We start from the raw sequence: 15,473 nt of genomic DNA, 5'->3' as shown, positions 1-15,473 counted from the left end.
CAATGACAGACAAAACTTCGGAAGCTCAGCAAAGGCCAATTCGGCGATGGCTCTGGATTGGATTGTCCTTGGTGCTGTTTGTGGCGATCGTAATCGTGTTGTTTGACACGGAGGATACAATTGATGTTCAGGCAACGAACATCTCGCCTCTGCCACCGACCGTCTCTGTCGTAACCGTTGTTCCGGAAACCGTGCAGGCGCGTGTTTCTGCATTTGCCGAAGTTCGGCCTCGTTGGGATGCCGAGCTGCGATCTGCTGTGTCCGGGCGCATCACCGAAGTGCATGCCGGCGCTTTGGCCGGGACACAGGTGGAACGGGGCGACCCTCTGTTTTCAATAGAAAATGCCCCTTATCAAAGCGCCGTTGCAGCCGCTGAGATGGAGCTTGAGCGAGCGGAACTTGCACTGTTGCGCGCGCAGAACAACGTAACCGTCGCGAAACGGCAGTTCGATCGGGATGGGGTGGAACCGCCAAACGAACTGGCCGTGAACCTGCCGCAATTGCGCGTTGCCGAAAAAACCGTTGCAGCAGCGCAGGCGCGCCTGAATGCGGCGAGGAATGACCTGAAGGACGCCGAAGTTGTTGCCCCGTTTTCAGGCTTTGTCACCCGTCGCTTTGCCAGCCTTGGCCAGACAGTCAACCCGGGCGATCCCCTGATACACCTGTCGGACAACCGACAATTCGAACTGGTTGCCGGGTTCAGCCAAGCGGATTGGGCGCTGTTCGATCATCCGATCTCTGGCGTTACTGCTGAACTGACGCATCGCTCGGGCGAAAGCCTGGGGCAGGCACGCGTCCGGCGTGGTGGCGGGTTTCTGGATCAGGACACACGACAGGTGCGCGTCTTCTTGGACGTCGCAAATCCCGGTGACGGTATACTCGCCGGAGACTTTCTGAAGGTGCACATTCCCGGACGGCAAATTGCCGACACCGTGACCCTGCCGGAAAGCGCCCTGACGCGTGCGGGGTACATTTGGCTTGTGGATGAAAACGACCACCTTCAGAGGTTCAGCCCGAACATCCTGTTCCGCAGCGAAGGTGCTTTCACGATACGGGCCCCCGAAGGGAGCGGCCCATGGCGCGTGGCCAAGACACCTTTGGCCTCGTTTCTGCCGGGTCAGCGTGTCACGCCGCTGTCGGATGGGGGTTGAGCCATGCACGCGCTGACATCCTGGTTTATCCGCAACCCTGTCGCCGCCAATCTGATGATGGCGCTGATCCTCTTTCTTGGGGTGCAAACGCTGCTGAATATTCGGATCGAGGGCTTCCCTCGCATTCCTGCGGAAAGCGTTACGATTTCGATCGAGTTCCCGGACGCCACTGCCGAACAGGTCGATGAATTGGTGACCCGGAAAGTTGAGCAGGCGCTGGAAGGGCTGGAGGGCGTGCGCAGTGTGACTTCACGATCCCAAAACGACCTGAGTGTCGTGACCGTCCGCCGCGCGGGTGGCCAGAAACTGCAAGCCGTTCTGGATCGGGTCCGCATTCGGGTCGATGGGTTGACCGATCTGCCCGATACTGCGCGCCGCCCTGTGATCGAAGCGTCGGGTTTCGATTTTCCGGCGCTGTATCTGAACCTTTACGGCGAAACGGACCCGGCCACATTGCAGAGCTTGGCGCAGCGCCTGAAGGAAGAGCTGCTGGCGCAACCGGAATTGTCCCGGCTGCAAATCTGGGGTCTGATCCCGCGGGAACTGCGCATCGAAATCGACCCTGCACTGCTGCGCCACTATGGCCTGACCGTGGCGGATGTGACCCGCGCAATCGAGGAAAACTCGGTGACATTTCAGGCAGGCCGTTTGCGGACCGCGGGCGGCACGATCTATCTGCGGGCCGATGATCGCGCAAAATACGTTCCTGAATACGCGGCCCTGCCGATCATTGAACGTGACGACGGGTCTTTTGTGCCCTTGGGTGATATCGCCAAGATCGAAGACGGGTTTCAGGACGGCGAGTATCTGTTTCGGTTGAACGGCAAACCAACCGTCGGAATGGAGGTTCTGGTCGGGCAGAAAGAGAACCTGCTGACGATCAGTGATGTCGTGCGCAGCACGGTGGATGAGTTCAGCCGCCAATTGCCGTCGCAGGTTCAGGTCGGGGTCTGGGGCGACAGCGCCGGCTATATCTCGGACCGGCTGGCGCTGTTGCGGTCAAACGGGGTGCAGGGGCTGATCCTTGTGACCTTGATGCTGTCGGTGTTTCTGAACGTGCGCCTGGCCTTCTGGGTCGCCATGGGCATTCCGGTTTCGGTCATGGGGGCGGTCGCGGTTTCGGGCTCGAAATGGGTGGATTATTCGCTGAACGATGTCACCACCTTTGGCCTGATCATTGCTTTGGGCATTCTAGTCGATGACGCCGTTGTGGTCGGCGAAAGCGTTTTCGAGGAACGTCGAAAGGGCAGGGACCCGGTCCAGGACACCGAACGCGGCGTGCACCGCGTGGCGGTCGCAACAGTCTTCGGCGTGCTGACGACAATCGCGGCGTTTTTCCCGATGCTGTTGATCGACAACCCGCTGGGCAAGGTGCTGGCCGGGTTCGCAGGGATCGTGATCCTGACGCTGATCTTTTCGCTCATCGAAAGCAAGTTCATCCTGCCCGCCCATCTGGCGCAGGTTTCGATGGGGCAAGAGCGCAAGTACCTGCTGTCCCGCCTCTGGGGCCGCGTACAGGATACTGCGCAGGGCGGCCTGGTCTGGGTACGGGATCGCATCTATCAGCCCTTGCTTGTCGCCGCGGTGCGGCATCGCTATGCCGTACTGATCCTGTTCGTTGCCGCCGCGACGCTGGGGCTTGGCTTGATGTACAAGGGCAAGGTCAGAACGGTGTTCTTTCCCGAAGTGCCCGGTCAGATCATCACGATGAATCTGGAAATGGACGCCCGCGCGCCCTTTGCGCTGACCCGCGCGAACGTGGATCGGATCGAAGCCGAGTTGAACGGTCTGAACGCCGAGCTTGCCGAAGACGCAGGTATGGCCACGCTGCCTATTCAGACCGTGTTCAGCATCATCAACGGCGCTGGAAGCGCGCAAATATACGCCGAGATGATCCCGGTGGCAGAGCGCCCGGACGTTCCGATCCTGACTTTGGTCCGTGAATGGCGCGACCGGGTTGGTGCGGTCGAAGGTGCAACCGAACTGGAGTTCACCGGCTCGGAAACACTCGCCGGAGGTTTCCGCATCCGGTTGGCGTCCAAAGACGAAGACCTGCTGCAACAGGCCAGCGCCGAGATGAAAGACTTTTTGTCGAACATCGAGGGCGTGGCGAATGTTCGGGATGGGCTGGCGGGCGGCCAGCCCGAACTGAAGCTCCGCCTGCGACCGGACGCGCGGCACCTTGGCTTCAATGCCGAGGCTTTGGCCAGACAGATTGGTTATGGGTTTGGCGGGGCCGAGGTGACCAAGGTTCGGCGCGACGGGTCCGAAATCCGCGTGGTCGTGCAGAACGCGCGGGAAAACCGCGATACGCTCGCCGATCTGATGCAGACCCAGTTGCGCAGCGCATCCGGTGCCTGGGTGCCGCTTGAGACGGTTGCCGAAATCGAAGGCACCTACGCCTCTGACACCGTCGATCGCCGCGACGGCAAGCGCATGAACATCGTGGCCGCGTCCATCGACCGCGACCGTGTTGCCCCCGAAGAGGTTGGTCAGGCGGTGTTCGAACAGTTGGTCCCGAAACTCCGCGAAAAGTACCCGAGCGTCAAAGTTCTGCCCGCCGGTGAACTGGAAGAGATGGCCGATATCAGCGGTGGCTTGAAACGTGCGCTGCTGCTGGCCGCCGTTTTGATCTATGTGTTGATGGCCGTGCCGTTGAAAAGCTATTGGCAGCCCATTGTCATTCTGGCCATCGTGCCCTTTGGTTTTATCGCGGCTGCGGTCGGGCACCTGATCATGGATGTGTCGCTGTCGCTGTTTTCGTTCTTCGGCATGCTGGCGCTGACCGGCGTGATCGTGAACGACAGTCTGGTCATGATCACCCGATACAATCAGGCGCGCGAGGAAGGTCAGCCCGTGAACCTGGCGCTGAAAAGCGCTGGCATCGGACGTTTCAAGGCGATCTTCCTGACCACCGCAACGACGGTGATCGGCCTGCTGCCCTTGCTGACGGAAACCTCGGAACAGGCGCAGTATCTCATCCCTGCCGCCATTTCTCTGGCTTTTGGCGAACTGTTCGGCACCGCCCTCATGCTGCTGCTGGTGCCCGTGCTGATCGCCATTGCCGAAGATGTCCTTGTCGTCTTCAAGTCAGTCCCGCCGCACCCTTCCGGAGAAAGGACACAGTTATGACACGTAGCATTCTGGCCCCCGCATTCGCCCTGATGGCGCTTGCAACGCCGGCCGCCTCTGATGGTCTGAACGTGATTGTGGAGGGTATCCGCAACGCCAAGGGAAACATTGTGATCCTTGTTTTCGACGACGCGCGCGCCTTTGACGGTTTGGATGCCCAGAGCGCGATTGACTACGCCCAGGTTCCGTCCCGCAAAGGCAGCGTCAGCCATGAGTTTCCCGACCTGACCGCGGGCCCCTATGCGGTGCTGCTGTTTCACGACGAAAACAAGGACGAAGACCTGAACATGACCGAGACGAAGCTTTTGGAGGGGCTGGGTTCAACCGGTGCCCCGAACCCTCAGGACATGCCTGATTTCAAGGCCGCCTCGGTCTGGCCAGGCGATGTCCGCGTTCGTGTCCACTATGATCCGTGATGCCGCATGTTGAGGGATAGAAAACTTACAATAGGCACGTTGCTGAGCGTGTTTCGGTGGCGTGTCGGGATCACCTGGTTTCTGATACTGTCGGAAACTGTGTTATCCGTGTTGATCCCGCTGTTTATCGGCTTTGCCATAGATGGATTGCTAAGCGGACAGTTTCAGCCCTTTGTGCATTTGGGTGCTCTTATGGTCGCCCTCACGCTGATCGGCGTGATCCGGCGGATATACGATACGCGTGTCTACGGAACGATCCGCGTCGAGCTGGGCAAAGCGCTTGCTGCGCGTTTTTCAAACCTGCCGATTTCTTCGCTGAACGCCCGGATCGGAATGGGGCGCGAACTGGCCGACTTTCTGGAAGAGATCCTGCCTTCGGCAATTTCAGGGATCATGCAGTTCGTCGTCTCAGCAGTGTTGCTGTTTTACTTCTCGCCGGTGCTGGCTCTGTCAGCCTGTGGGGTGCTTGTCGGAATGGTATGCATCTACGTCCTGTTTCATTCGACGTTCTGGCGATGGAACCGTGCGCTGAATGAGCAGATGGAACAACAGGTCAGCGTTCTGGAACGGCGCCGCAACCGCCCGGTGCTTGTCCACCTGACGAAACTGCGTCGTTTCGAAGTGAAGCTCTCGGATACCGAAGCCTTCCTGTACGGTGTGATCTTCGTTCTGCTGATAGGTCTGATCCTGTTCAACCTGTGGTTCGCGACGCAGAACCTGGATGCGACACCTGGAATGATTTTTTCGATTGTCAGCTATTCATGGGAGTTTTCTGAAGCCGCACTTGCTTTGCCGATCACGTTCCAATCCTGGTCCCGGCTGTCCGAAATCACAGTCCGATTGCAGAGAGGTTGATCCGATTTGCATGAAGCCCGTCAGCACCCATGGAACAGATTGTATTGATTGTGTAGCGGAGGATTTCAGGCTCATCGTAACCGTCAAGGAGTGAAGATGCGCCAAGACCCGCAGGGACACATCTTGCCCGACAATTGACGGCGACTTGCTGCGTCCAAATCTGCAAGGCACTGTTCTGCCTGTTCCGAAGCAAGCCATGTGGCCAATCTTTGCAGGGCCGTCTCATTTTGATCTTTGTCAAGGTTGAACGCGGCCCGCCGAGATACAGTCACCAACGTATCAGGAGGTCTCGCATGGAAAGACTAGTCGAAATTGGGCGGGCGTTTGTTCAGGCGATGCGTGATCGCAATGGCTTGGCAAGCGTTGACGAGATGTACGCGGAAAACGCTCAGTCCATAGAGGCGGTTGTGCCTCCGGTACGGCAATTTCGGATCACAAAGGGCCGCGACGCCATCAAGGCAAAACGGGAAGACTGGCTGAAAACACATGAAATCCTGACACTTACGGCGGACGGTCCTTTTGTTCATCCGCCCAATCGCTTTGGGGTGCGTTTCAATGCCGAGGTCGTGCAGAAAGACACCGGACAAAGGATGAACCTTAGCGAGATTGCCATTTATTCCGTTGAGGATGGCAAGATTGTACTGGAAGAGTTCTTTATGTTGCCAAAATAGCGAACGGTTCCTGGCAACACGGGATCCCAAGCGCTCGCGGCCATTTCAGGACGCCTCGCCTGGTCCGGTGTGCAAACAGGTACGTCCAATCAGAAAACGGGCGGTTGACTGGTCGCCTCGGGGCCTGGTGGGCACATAGGCTTAGGTTTGCAGCGTTTTAGCACTCTGCCCGGATCGGAGAACCCAGATGACCAAACTCTCACCTGACAAGCTGTCTGCCGAGGCCGGGGTTTGCGCGGCAGATACCGGCAAGAATGCCCCGCCACACCCCTATGAGAAACTTGACCGCGCAACGCGCGCGGCCCTTGCCCGTGCCACAGCCGGTGTTTCCCCGCATTCGATAATGGCCACCTGGATGGATTGGGCCCTGCACCTGGGTCGTTCCCCCGGACGCCAGCTTGAACTGACAGAGCGTGCAGCACGCGATACGGCCAAACTCTGGGTCTATGCCAGCGAGATGGCGACCGGTGCGAGGGCCGCTCCACCTTTTCAGCCACGCAAGCAGGATCACCGTTTCAATGCGCCCGGCTGGCAAAAGGCGCCATTTTCCCTTTGGCAGCAGGCTTTTCTGAGCGCACAGGATTGGTGGCAGGCCGCAACGGACGAAATGCCGGGCATCGCCCCCCGTGACGCCGAACGGGCGCAATTTCAGGTTCACCAGGCACTTGATCTTGTCTCTCCTTCGAACTTCCCGTGGTCGAACCCGGAAATCATCAATCGCACGTTCCAGACCGGCGGTCGCAATTTGATGGAGGGCGCCGCCCACTTTCTTGAGGATGTTGCCCATACCATAACGCAACAGCACGAACCTGCCCCTCAGGGTTATGAAATCGGTAAAGACATTGCCGCGACCCCCGGCAGGGTCGTTTATCGCAACGCGCTGTTCGAGCTGATTCAATACACACCGCGCACCAAGCGCGTGCAGGCGGAACCGATCCTTTTCGTGCCTGCCTGGATCATGAAATACTATGTGCTCGACCTTTCTCCGGAAAACTCCATGGTGCGGTATCTGGTCGAGCAGGGCTTTACCGTTTTCATGATTTCCTGGGTCAATCCCACGGCTGATCAGGCTGATCTCAGCCTTGAGGATTATCGCCTGAACGGTGTCATGGCCGCGATCGAGGCCATCGAGAAAATCGTTCCGGGTAAAAAGATCCACGCCAATGGTTATTGCCTGGGGGGCACACTTCTGGCGATTGCAGCTGCGGTGATGCAACGCGATGGTGATGACCGGCTTGCAAGCGTTACGCTGATGGCGGCGCAGGTTGATTTTGCCGAAGCCGGTGAGCTTTTGCTGTTTATCGATGACAGTCAGGTCGCTTTTGTCGAAGATCTGATGTGGTTGCAGGGCTATCTTGACCGCCCTCAGATGACGCGAACTTTCACGACAATCCGCGCCGAAGATCTGATCTATGCCCGGGCTGTGCGCCGCTATTTTCTGGGTGAAGACGACCTGCCTACGGATCTGACCGTCTGGAACAATGACACGACCCGGATGCCGGCGCGAATGCATTCCGAATACTTGCGCGGTCTGTTCCTGGAAAACCGGCTGAGCGCTGGGCGCTTTTCCGTCGAAGGGCGGGTCGTCGCGCTCAAGGACATTCGCGTTCCCATGTTTGTGGTCGGAACGGAATCCGACCACATTGCTCCGTGGCGATCAGTGTACAAAATCCGGCTGTTTACCGACGGAGACCTCACCTTCGTGCTGACCAACGGCGGTCATAATGGTGGTATCCTAAGCGAACCGGGGCACAAGCACCGCCACTATCGGTTGGGCCACAGGCCGGTGGACGCGCTGTATACCTCGCCGGATGAGTGGTTTGAGTCGGCCAAGGAAAAGCAAGGTTCCTGGTGGCCTGCGATGGTGGATTGGATCAAAGACCGTTCATCGGGCGAAACTGCGCCGCCGCCGATGGGCGGAAAACGAAGAGGGGCCGAAAACCTGCCCAAAGCGCCGGGCAGCTACATTCATCAGACCTGAAACCGGTGGCGAAGCTCTGACCCCTCATTGCCTGGTCAATCACACTTGGACACCCGAACAAGTCCTTCGGGTGCAACCGAGGTTTTGGTCGCTCGGTTGGATCCGGGACTTTGCGATGGATCAAGCCTTGCTGCGGCGCAGTTGTGTTATCGTGCAGGTCGTCGGAACCCTGTGCCAAATTTGCGACTTTGTCGAAGGCCGAGCCCGCAATTTGCAACGAAAAGAGGCAATACACAGATGACCACGGGCGGACATATCTGGAGAGTTGGACCATGACACGCGCAATGGTTTTGAACGAGGTCGGCCGTGCGCTGAGACTGGAAGACATCGAACTTCCGGCGCCGGGCGATCATGATATCCAGATCCAGATCGAGGCTTGTGGTGTTTGTCGCACGGATCTGCACATCGTCGATGGTGACCTCGAACATCCTGAACTTCCACTGGTTCCGGGCCACGAAATCGTGGGACGGGTCCTGCGAAAGGGAGATGCTGTAACAGGGCTGGAAACCGGTCAGCGCGTGGGCGTGCCGTGGCTTGGGTCCACTTGTGGTCGATGTCCTTATTGCCACCGCGCGCAGGAAAACCTGTGTGACGTGCCGGTGTTCACGGGATACACGCGAAACGGAGGGTTTGCCGAAGCCTGCCTTGCGGATGCACGGTATGTCTTTGCCCTGCCAGAGGTTGCCGATCCGGTTGCACTGGCACCGTTGTTATGTGCCGGGCTTATCGGATTTCGCTGTCTGCGAATGGCGCAGGATGCCAAGCATATCGGCTTTTATGGATTCGGAGCCGCCGCGCATATCCTTGCACAACTGGCCGTCTGGCAGGGCCGGAAAGTATATGCGCTGACCCGGCCCGGGGATATCGAGGCGCAGAAGTTTGCGCGTGATCTTGGCGCGGTTTGGTCTGGTGGGTCCGACGAACGACCACCGGTGGAACTGGATGCTGCAATCATATTTGCACCTGTCGGTGCCCTTGTGCCCAAAGCCCTCCAAGCTGTCCGCAAGGGAGGCCGGGTGGTTTGCGGCGGAATTCACATGAGCGACATTCCTTCCTTTCCCTACAGCGATCTTTGGGGGGAACGTCAAATCCTGTCTGTCGCAAACCTGACGCGTCAGGATGGTGAGGAGTTTTTTGCAATGGCCCAAGCCGCAGGTATCCAGACACGGACACAAAGATATTCACTGAAGGACGCCAACACAGCCCTCGCGGATCTGAGCGCCGGGCGATTGCAAGGGGCAGCGGTTTTGGTTCCCTGACCAAAGGTCGGTCGCGCCGCGCGCCGGCTCGGCAAGTCACAGCTGACGTCAGTGTCCGAAATCCGGGGGGTGGCTCGGGCAAACGGATCCTGATCGTGGAATGGACGAAACACCGGAACATGAAAGACTGCTCATTGCGCTGGGATGCCGCCCACCCGCGCCGGACACAATCATACCGGCCGCCCCGTGGACGATCTTGCGCCAACAACAATCAAACTGGACCGCCAGATGAGGGAGGGGCAGAGAGCTTGTTTCCATTCAACGTGTTGAAAAGGCTGGCTTTGCATGGGAAATCGTCTTTTGGCGCAGCAGTGAACGAACATTGCTGTCATGTCTGGAAATTGCGTCGTCTATATTTACATTTAAATATATGAAAAATATATATTTAAATTATTCAATGCCAGAGAGTTTTTCAAATGATATTGAATTTCGTCAAGACGTTTACAAAATTTTGTTTCAAATCCAGTAATTTGTTGTGAAATTTTCCACCGCGTTTCCATTATTGAAATGCACATAAGTGCGCTTTCGTCTGCTGGAAGAGGAGCCAGACGACGAAAGAAAGGGAAATGGGAGGAATTAATGACCAACAAATCTGTCACACGCCGCGGCGTGTTGAAGTCTGGTGCCGTTGCAGGCACCGGTCTGGCCCTGCCTACGATCTTCACGGCTTCGTCGGCTGCCGCTTACACCAACGAACCAACCGGAGGGTCCGTGACCCTGGGCTTCAACGTTCCCCAGACCGGGCCGTATGCGGAAGAGGGAAATGACGAGCTGCTGGCGCAACAGCTGGCGGTGGAACACCTGAACGGAGAGGGTGACGGCGGTTGCCTGAACACCTTCACGTCGAAGGCGCTGAAGGGTAATGGCATCCTCGGCAAGAAGGTCGAGTTCGTCACAGGTGACACCCAGACCAAGTCGGACGCCGCGCGTGCATCAGCAAAGTCGATGATCGAAAAAGACGGTGCGATCATGATCAACGGCGGGTCGTCCTCGGGCGTGGCCGTTGCGGTTCAGGGCCTGTGTCAAGAAGCAGGTGTGATCTTTATGGCAGGTCTGACCCACGCCAACGACACCACCGGCAAGGACAAGAAGGCCAATGGTTTCCGCCATTTCTTCAACGCCTACATGTCGGGCGCTGCGCTTGCGCCGGTGCTGGCCGCCGAGATGGGCAATGACCGCCGCGCCTATCACCTGACGGCTGACTACAACTGGGGCTGGACCCAGGAAGAGTCGATCGTCGCCTCGACCGAAGCCCTGGGATGGGAAACGGTCAACACCGTCAAAACGCCACTCGCGTCAACAGACTTCTCGTCCTACATCACTCCGGTTCTGAACTCGGGCGCGGACGTTCTGGTTCTGAACCACTATGGCGGCAACATGGTGAACTCGCTGACCAACGCGATTCAGTTCGGCCTGCTCGACAAGGTCGCCAACGGCAAGGACTTCAAGATCGTCGTGCCGCTGTACTCGGAACTGATGGCCGCCGGTGCGGGCGAGAACATCAAGGGCGTGCTGGGTTCGATGAACTGGAACTGGCAGTTGCAGGATGAAGGCACCAAGGCTTTCGTGAAGTCCTTCGGCGAGAAATACGGCAAGCCGCCGTCCAACTCGGCCCAGACCTGCTATGCACAGGTTCTGCTTTATGCGGATGCTTGCGAGCGTGCCGGTACATTCAACCCATGCGGTGTTGCGGAAGCGCTGGAAGACTTCGAGTTCGACGGCCTGGGCAACGGCCCGACCTGGTATCGCGGCGCGGATCACCAGTGCTTCAAGGACGTGCTGGTCGTGCGTGGCAACATGAACCCGACCAACGCCTATGACACGCTGGAGATCGTCGAGATCACGCCACGCGCGCAGGTCGAATACGATCCGGAGCATCCGATGTTCGCCGGTGGCGCACTGGGTGAGTGCAACCCGGGCGCATAAAGCCTCGTATCAAAGTCTGGCCGCCAAAATGGTGGCCAGACATCTACAGCAGGGTTGATCCTGTTGTGCCACTCAATTCACACTGACCAACCCTGAGGTGGGCCAATGGACGCCATCCTATTGCAAATTCTGAACGGTCTGGACAAAGGGTCGGCTTATGCGCTGATTGCGCTGGGGCTGACGCTTATTTTCGGGACGCTCGGCGTTGTGAACTTTGCCCACGGGGCCCTGTTCATGATCGGCGCGTTCTGTGCCGTCACTTTGCAAAAGCTCATGAACCTGAGCTTTGTAACCATCGACGAGAGCCAAACTGACTTTCTTGGCAACCCGCTGAAAGTGGAAACGCCTTATGTCCAAGCATGGTTCGGCCCAGAGTTCGGGGCGACGATCATCGACTGGTCCGTTCCATTGGCCATCCTGTTTGCGATCCCGATCATGCTGGCGGTTGGCTATGTGATGGAACGCGGGCTTATCAAGCATTTCTACAAACGCCCCCACGCGGACCAGATCCTTGTCACGTTCGGCCTTGCGATCGTGTTGCAGGAAATCGTAAAGTATTTCTTTGGTGCCAACCCCATCCAGACCCCGCCGCCCGACGCGCTGAGTGGCTCTATCGACCTTGGCACAATGATCGGGTTTGATCCCAACGCGATCATCTACCCGATCTGGCGCCTCGTCTATTTTGGCTTTGCAGTTGCCATAATCGGTGCCGTCTTCTCATTCCTGCAATTCACCACCTTCGGAATGGTTGTGCGCGCCGGCATGGCGGATCGCGAAACTGTTGGCCTGCTGGGGATCAACATCGACCGGCGTTTTACGATCATGTTCGGTATTGCTGCCGCGGTGGCCGGTTTGGCGGGCGTCATGTACGGGCCGCTCAACCCACCAAACTATCACATGGGGATGGATTTTCTGGTCCTCAGTTTCGTTGTGGTTGTCGTTGGCGGCATGGGGTCTCTTCCCGGCGCCGTGCTGGCTGGCTTTCTACTGGGCATTCTCGAAAGCTTCGCCTCTACGACCTGGGCCACGACGACGATCCCGGGCATCAACCAAATCATCATCTACCTTGTTGCCATTATTGTGCTGCTCACACGCCCGCGCGGTTTGATGGGACGCAAAGGCGTGATGGAGGAATAATCGATGTTGGGACTGAACAAAAAAGACACCAGCCTGCTGATCATCGTCGGCATCCTTACGATGCTGGCGCCCTTCATCCTGAATCCGTTCCCCGAAGGCAGCGCCATGGCGCAATTCAACGCGGGCTATCCGGACCTGATGCAACGTTTCGTGATCTTTGGCATCTTTGCCATCGGCTTCAACATCCTGTTCGGCCTTACCGGATACCTGTCATTCGGACACGCGGCCTTTCTGGGCGTTGGATCCTATTCCGCCGTATGGATGTTCAAGCTGCTGAGCTACAACATCATCCCGGCTATCGCACTCAGCGTTGTGGTCGCCGGAGTGTTCTCTTTGCTGATCGGGTTTGTCAGCCTGCGCCGGTCGGGCATCTATTTTTCGATCCTCACGCTGGCCTTCGCCCAGATGAGCTTTGCGTTGGCTTATTCGGTGTTGTCCAACCCCAAGTTCAACCTGACGAACGGGGAAACGGGATTGCAGGTTTACGCGGATGATCCACAGATCCTGCAAGGGGCGAACTCGCCGGATCTGCCGCATCTGTTCGGCCTGCCGATGCGCGCGACCTACACGATGGACGTGGGCGCGTGGAGCTTTGACTTCAACGCGGGATACTATCTGTGCGCGGTGATTATGATGGTGGTCTTCTACCTGGCGATCCGAATCTTCCGTTCACCTTTCGGGATGATGCTGCGGGCGGTGAAGTCGAACCAGCAGCGGATGAACTATACCGGCCTGAATTCGAAACCGTACACGCTGGCGGCATTTGTCATCTCGGGCATGTATGCCGGCCTGGCTGGTGGGCTGATGGCCGCAATGGACCCGCTGGCAGGTGCCGAACGGATGCAGTGGACCGCATCGGGCGAGGTCGTTCTGATGACGATCCTGGGCGGCACGGGAACCTTGATCGGTCCGGTGCTGGGTGCGGGCTTCATCAAGTATTTCGAAAACATCTTCTCGAAGATCAACGACAACGTGTTGCACAGCTGGTTTGCATTCCTGCCTGACGGACTGGAGGACGCGGTGGTATTCGTGATCCATCCGTTCATCGGCAAGGGCTGGCATCTGACGCTGGGCATTCTTTTCATGCTTGTCGTTATCTACCTGCCGGGTGGTCTTGTCGAAGGTGGTCAGCGTTTGCTGAACCGGCTCAAGCGCAAGAAATCAAAATCCGACGACGCGACGTCGGGTAAAACGGAACCGGCGGAATAAGGGGCGAGCCATGGCAATTCTAAGAGTCAAAGACGTCAGCAAGCGCTTCGGCGGCCTCAAGGCACTCACGGATGTGAATCTCAGTGTCGAGGAGAATTCGGTTCACGCAATCATCGGGCCCAATGGGGCGGGCAAATCGACCTTGCTGAATTGTCTGGTCGGCAAGCTCATGCCAGACACCGGGTCCGTGTTGTTCGACAACGCTTCGGTCTTGGGGCTTGAGCCCTTCCAGATCAACCAGATGGGCATAAGCCGCGTGTTTCAGACACCAGAGATTTTTGGTGAATTGACGGTGATGGAGAACATGCTGATTCCGATCTTCGCCATGCGGGATGGGGCGTTCCGGATGCATGCTTATGAAACCATCGCCAACGAAAAGGCTGTTGTCGAACAGGCCGAAGCGATGCTGGAAGAGATGAACATGGCCGACAAGCGTGAGATGCACGCGGCCTCGCTGTCGCGGGGCGACAAGCGACGGCTCGAGATCGGCATGTGCCTCAGCCAGAATCCGCGGCTGTTGCTGCTGGATGAACCGACGGCGGGGATGGCGAGGGCGGATACCAACAACACGATCGACCTGCTGAAACAGATCAAGGATGAACGCGATATCACCATCGCGATCATCGAGCATGACATGCATGTTGTCTTCAGCCTTGCCGAACGCATCACTGTTCTGGCCCAGGGCACGCCTTTGGTTGAAGATACTCCTGAAAACATCCGCGGAAACCCAAAGGTTCGCGAGGCCTATCTGGGCGAGGCTGCGTAAGGAAAAGCTATGAACGAGAAACCTGACTTTTCGAAAAACGCCAATCTGGCCAGCACCGCCCCTGCGTTTCTTTCCGTTTGGGACATGCACTCCTACTATGGAGAAAGCTACATCGTGCAGGGCGTCAGCTTCAACGTACATGAAGGCGAGATCCTTGCCCTTCTTGGACGCAACGGCGCGGGCAAGACCTCGACGCTGCGTTCGATCGCGAGAGTTGGAGATCCAGAAGTCAGACATGGCGAAATCTGGTTGGACCACAAGCCGCTGCACAACATGACAAGCTATGAAGCGGCGGCAGTGGGCCTTGGTCTTGTACCGGAAGACAGACGCATCATTCCCGGCCTGACAGTCGAAGAAAACCTGCAACTCGCACAGATTGCGCCTCCGATCGGATGGTCCCTTGAACGGCTTTACGAGCTGTTTCCGCGTCTCGGAGAGCGCAGGAAGCAGGAAGGGATTACACTGTCGGGTGGCGAACAGCAGATGCTGTCGATCGCCAGGGCTCTTGCCAGGGACATCAAAGTGCTGCTTTTGGATGAACCCTATGAAGGTTTGGCGCCTGTCATTGTCGACGAAATCGAAAAAACCCTCATACACGTCAAGCAGCAGGGTATGACAACGATCATCGTTGAACAGAACGCCGTGCGCGCTTTGGAGCTGGCGGACCGCGCGATCATCCTTGATACCGGGACCATCGTGTTCGACGGAACGGCAAAAGAAGTGCTTGAGGACGCCAGCCTTCGTGAGGAATATCTGGCGATCTGAGCGTTGTTCTGATTGGCAAACAGAGCCAATGGGCACGATCAGTTCGTGACATCCGCCACTGCGCCGACCAGACGATTGTGGCGCGGTGTTCCAGGTCGTTGTGCAATGGATAAGAAGGCCAGGCACCAGTCCCGGGTTGCCGGTACCTACGTCGCAAGGGCTGCAAGCCGAACCTTCCCCAAGCCATTCCGGGCACCCGTCTTGA

General features: G+C 57.7%; 12 protein-coding genes. All 12 read left to right on the top strand.

The genetic code is table 11. From position 1 onward, the window contains the following. Positions 1–2: 2 nt before the first annotated feature. The 12 genes from NOR97_RS12730 (at position 3) to NOR97_RS12675 (ending at position 15,268) form a co-directional block, all read left to right on the top strand. A complete protein-coding gene (locus NOR97_RS12730) occupies positions 3–1,151 on the top strand; it encodes an efflux RND transporter periplasmic adaptor subunit (RefSeq protein WP_257599326.1) in 1,149 nt (382 codons plus the stop codon). 3 nt (positions 1,152–1,154) lie between these two features. Beyond that, complete coding sequence (locus tag NOR97_RS12725) at positions 1,155–4,283, top strand: efflux RND transporter permease subunit (RefSeq protein ID WP_257599325.1); 3,129 nt, start codon at positions 1,155–1,157, stop codon at positions 4,281–4,283. Continuing rightward, positions 4,280–4,699, top strand: coding sequence for a DUF2141 domain-containing protein (locus NOR97_RS12720; RefSeq protein ID WP_257599324.1), 420 nt, complete (start codon positions 4,280–4,282; stop codon positions 4,697–4,699). The genes NOR97_RS12725 and NOR97_RS12720 overlap by 4 nt, the downstream gene beginning before the upstream one ends. A 6-nt stretch (positions 4,700–4,705) precedes the next feature. Beyond that, complete coding sequence (locus tag NOR97_RS12715) at positions 4,706–5,554, top strand: ABC transporter six-transmembrane domain-containing protein (protein ID WP_257599323.1); 849 nt, start codon at positions 4,706–4,708, stop codon at positions 5,552–5,554. Between the two features lie 293 nt (positions 5,555–5,847). Beyond that, complete coding sequence (locus NOR97_RS12710; RefSeq protein ID WP_170345994.1) at positions 5,848–6,225, top strand: nuclear transport factor 2 family protein; 378 nt, start codon at positions 5,848–5,850, stop codon at positions 6,223–6,225. 187 nt (positions 6,226–6,412) lie between these two features. Continuing rightward, positions 6,413–8,206 (top strand): alpha/beta hydrolase, encoded by a 1,794-nt coding sequence (locus NOR97_RS12705; protein WP_257599322.1) that lies wholly within the window; start codon positions 6,413–6,415, stop codon positions 8,204–8,206. A gap of 272 nt (positions 8,207–8,478) precedes the next feature. Continuing rightward, the gene (locus tag NOR97_RS12700; protein ID WP_257599321.1) at positions 8,479–9,465 is read left to right on the top strand and encodes a zinc-dependent alcohol dehydrogenase family protein; all 987 of its coding nucleotides are present in this window, start codon (positions 8,479–8,481) and stop codon (positions 9,463–9,465) included. A 579-nt stretch (positions 9,466–10,044) separates the two neighbouring features. Beyond that, positions 10,045–11,391 carry a substrate-binding protein gene (locus NOR97_RS12695; RefSeq protein WP_170345997.1) on the top strand — a complete coding sequence of 449 codons (1,347 nt, stop codon included), beginning with the start codon at positions 10,045–10,047 and terminating at the stop codon, positions 11,389–11,391. 105 nt (positions 11,392–11,496) lie between these two features. Then, the gene (locus NOR97_RS12690) at positions 11,497–12,528 is read left to right on the top strand and encodes a branched-chain amino acid ABC transporter permease (RefSeq protein WP_170345998.1); all 1,032 of its coding nucleotides are present in this window, start codon (positions 11,497–11,499) and stop codon (positions 12,526–12,528) included. A gap of 3 nt (positions 12,529–12,531) precedes the next feature. Next, positions 12,532–13,737, top strand: a complete 1,206-nt coding sequence (locus NOR97_RS12685; protein ID WP_170345999.1) for a branched-chain amino acid ABC transporter permease — start codon at positions 12,532–12,534, stop codon at positions 13,735–13,737. Between the two features lie 10 nt (positions 13,738–13,747). Then, on the top strand, positions 13,748–14,503 hold the full coding sequence (locus NOR97_RS12680; RefSeq protein WP_170346000.1) for an ABC transporter ATP-binding protein: 756 nt from the start codon (positions 13,748–13,750) through the stop codon (positions 14,501–14,503). A 9-nt stretch (positions 14,504–14,512) separates the two neighbouring features. Then, entirely contained in the window at positions 14,513–15,268 is a 756-nt protein-coding gene (locus NOR97_RS12675) for an ABC transporter ATP-binding protein (RefSeq protein ID WP_257599320.1), read from the top strand. Positions 15,269–15,473 lie beyond the last annotated feature (205 nt).

Source organism: Ruegeria sp. YS9, from assembly GCF_024628725.1.
Classification (GTDB): Bacteria; Pseudomonadota; Alphaproteobacteria; order Rhodobacterales; family Rhodobacteraceae; genus Ruegeria; species Ruegeria atlantica_C.
This window is presented reverse-complemented; position numbering and strand designations above follow the sequence as displayed.

Bases quoted from the DNA above. Each gene is read 5' to 3' on its own strand.
- NOR97_RS12730 (WP_257599326.1), top strand. From the start codon at position 3: ATGACAGACAAAACTTCGGAAGCTCAGCAAAGGCCAATTCGGCGATGG.
- NOR97_RS12725 (WP_257599325.1), top strand. From the start codon at position 1,155: ATGCACGCGCTGACATCCTGGTTTATCCGCAACCCTGTCGCCGCCAAT.
- NOR97_RS12720 (WP_257599324.1), top strand. From the start codon at position 4,280: ATGACACGTAGCATTCTGGCCCCCGCATTCGCCCTGATGGCGCTTGCA.
- NOR97_RS12715 (WP_257599323.1), top strand. From the start codon at position 4,706: ATGTTGAGGGATAGAAAACTTACAATAGGCACGTTGCTGAGCGTGTTT.
- NOR97_RS12710 (WP_170345994.1), top strand. From the start codon at position 5,848: ATGGAAAGACTAGTCGAAATTGGGCGGGCGTTTGTTCAGGCGATGCGT.
- NOR97_RS12705 (WP_257599322.1), top strand. From the start codon at position 6,413: ATGACCAAACTCTCACCTGACAAGCTGTCTGCCGAGGCCGGGGTTTGC.
- NOR97_RS12700 (WP_257599321.1), top strand. From the start codon at position 8,479: ATGACACGCGCAATGGTTTTGAACGAGGTCGGCCGTGCGCTGAGACTG.
- NOR97_RS12695 (WP_170345997.1), top strand. From the start codon at position 10,045: ATGACCAACAAATCTGTCACACGCCGCGGCGTGTTGAAGTCTGGTGCC.
- NOR97_RS12690 (WP_170345998.1), top strand. From the start codon at position 11,497: ATGGACGCCATCCTATTGCAAATTCTGAACGGTCTGGACAAAGGGTCG.
- NOR97_RS12685 (WP_170345999.1), top strand. From the start codon at position 12,532: ATGTTGGGACTGAACAAAAAAGACACCAGCCTGCTGATCATCGTCGGC.
- NOR97_RS12680 (WP_170346000.1), top strand. From the start codon at position 13,748: ATGGCAATTCTAAGAGTCAAAGACGTCAGCAAGCGCTTCGGCGGCCTC.
- NOR97_RS12675 (WP_257599320.1), top strand. From the start codon at position 14,513: ATGAACGAGAAACCTGACTTTTCGAAAAACGCCAATCTGGCCAGCACC.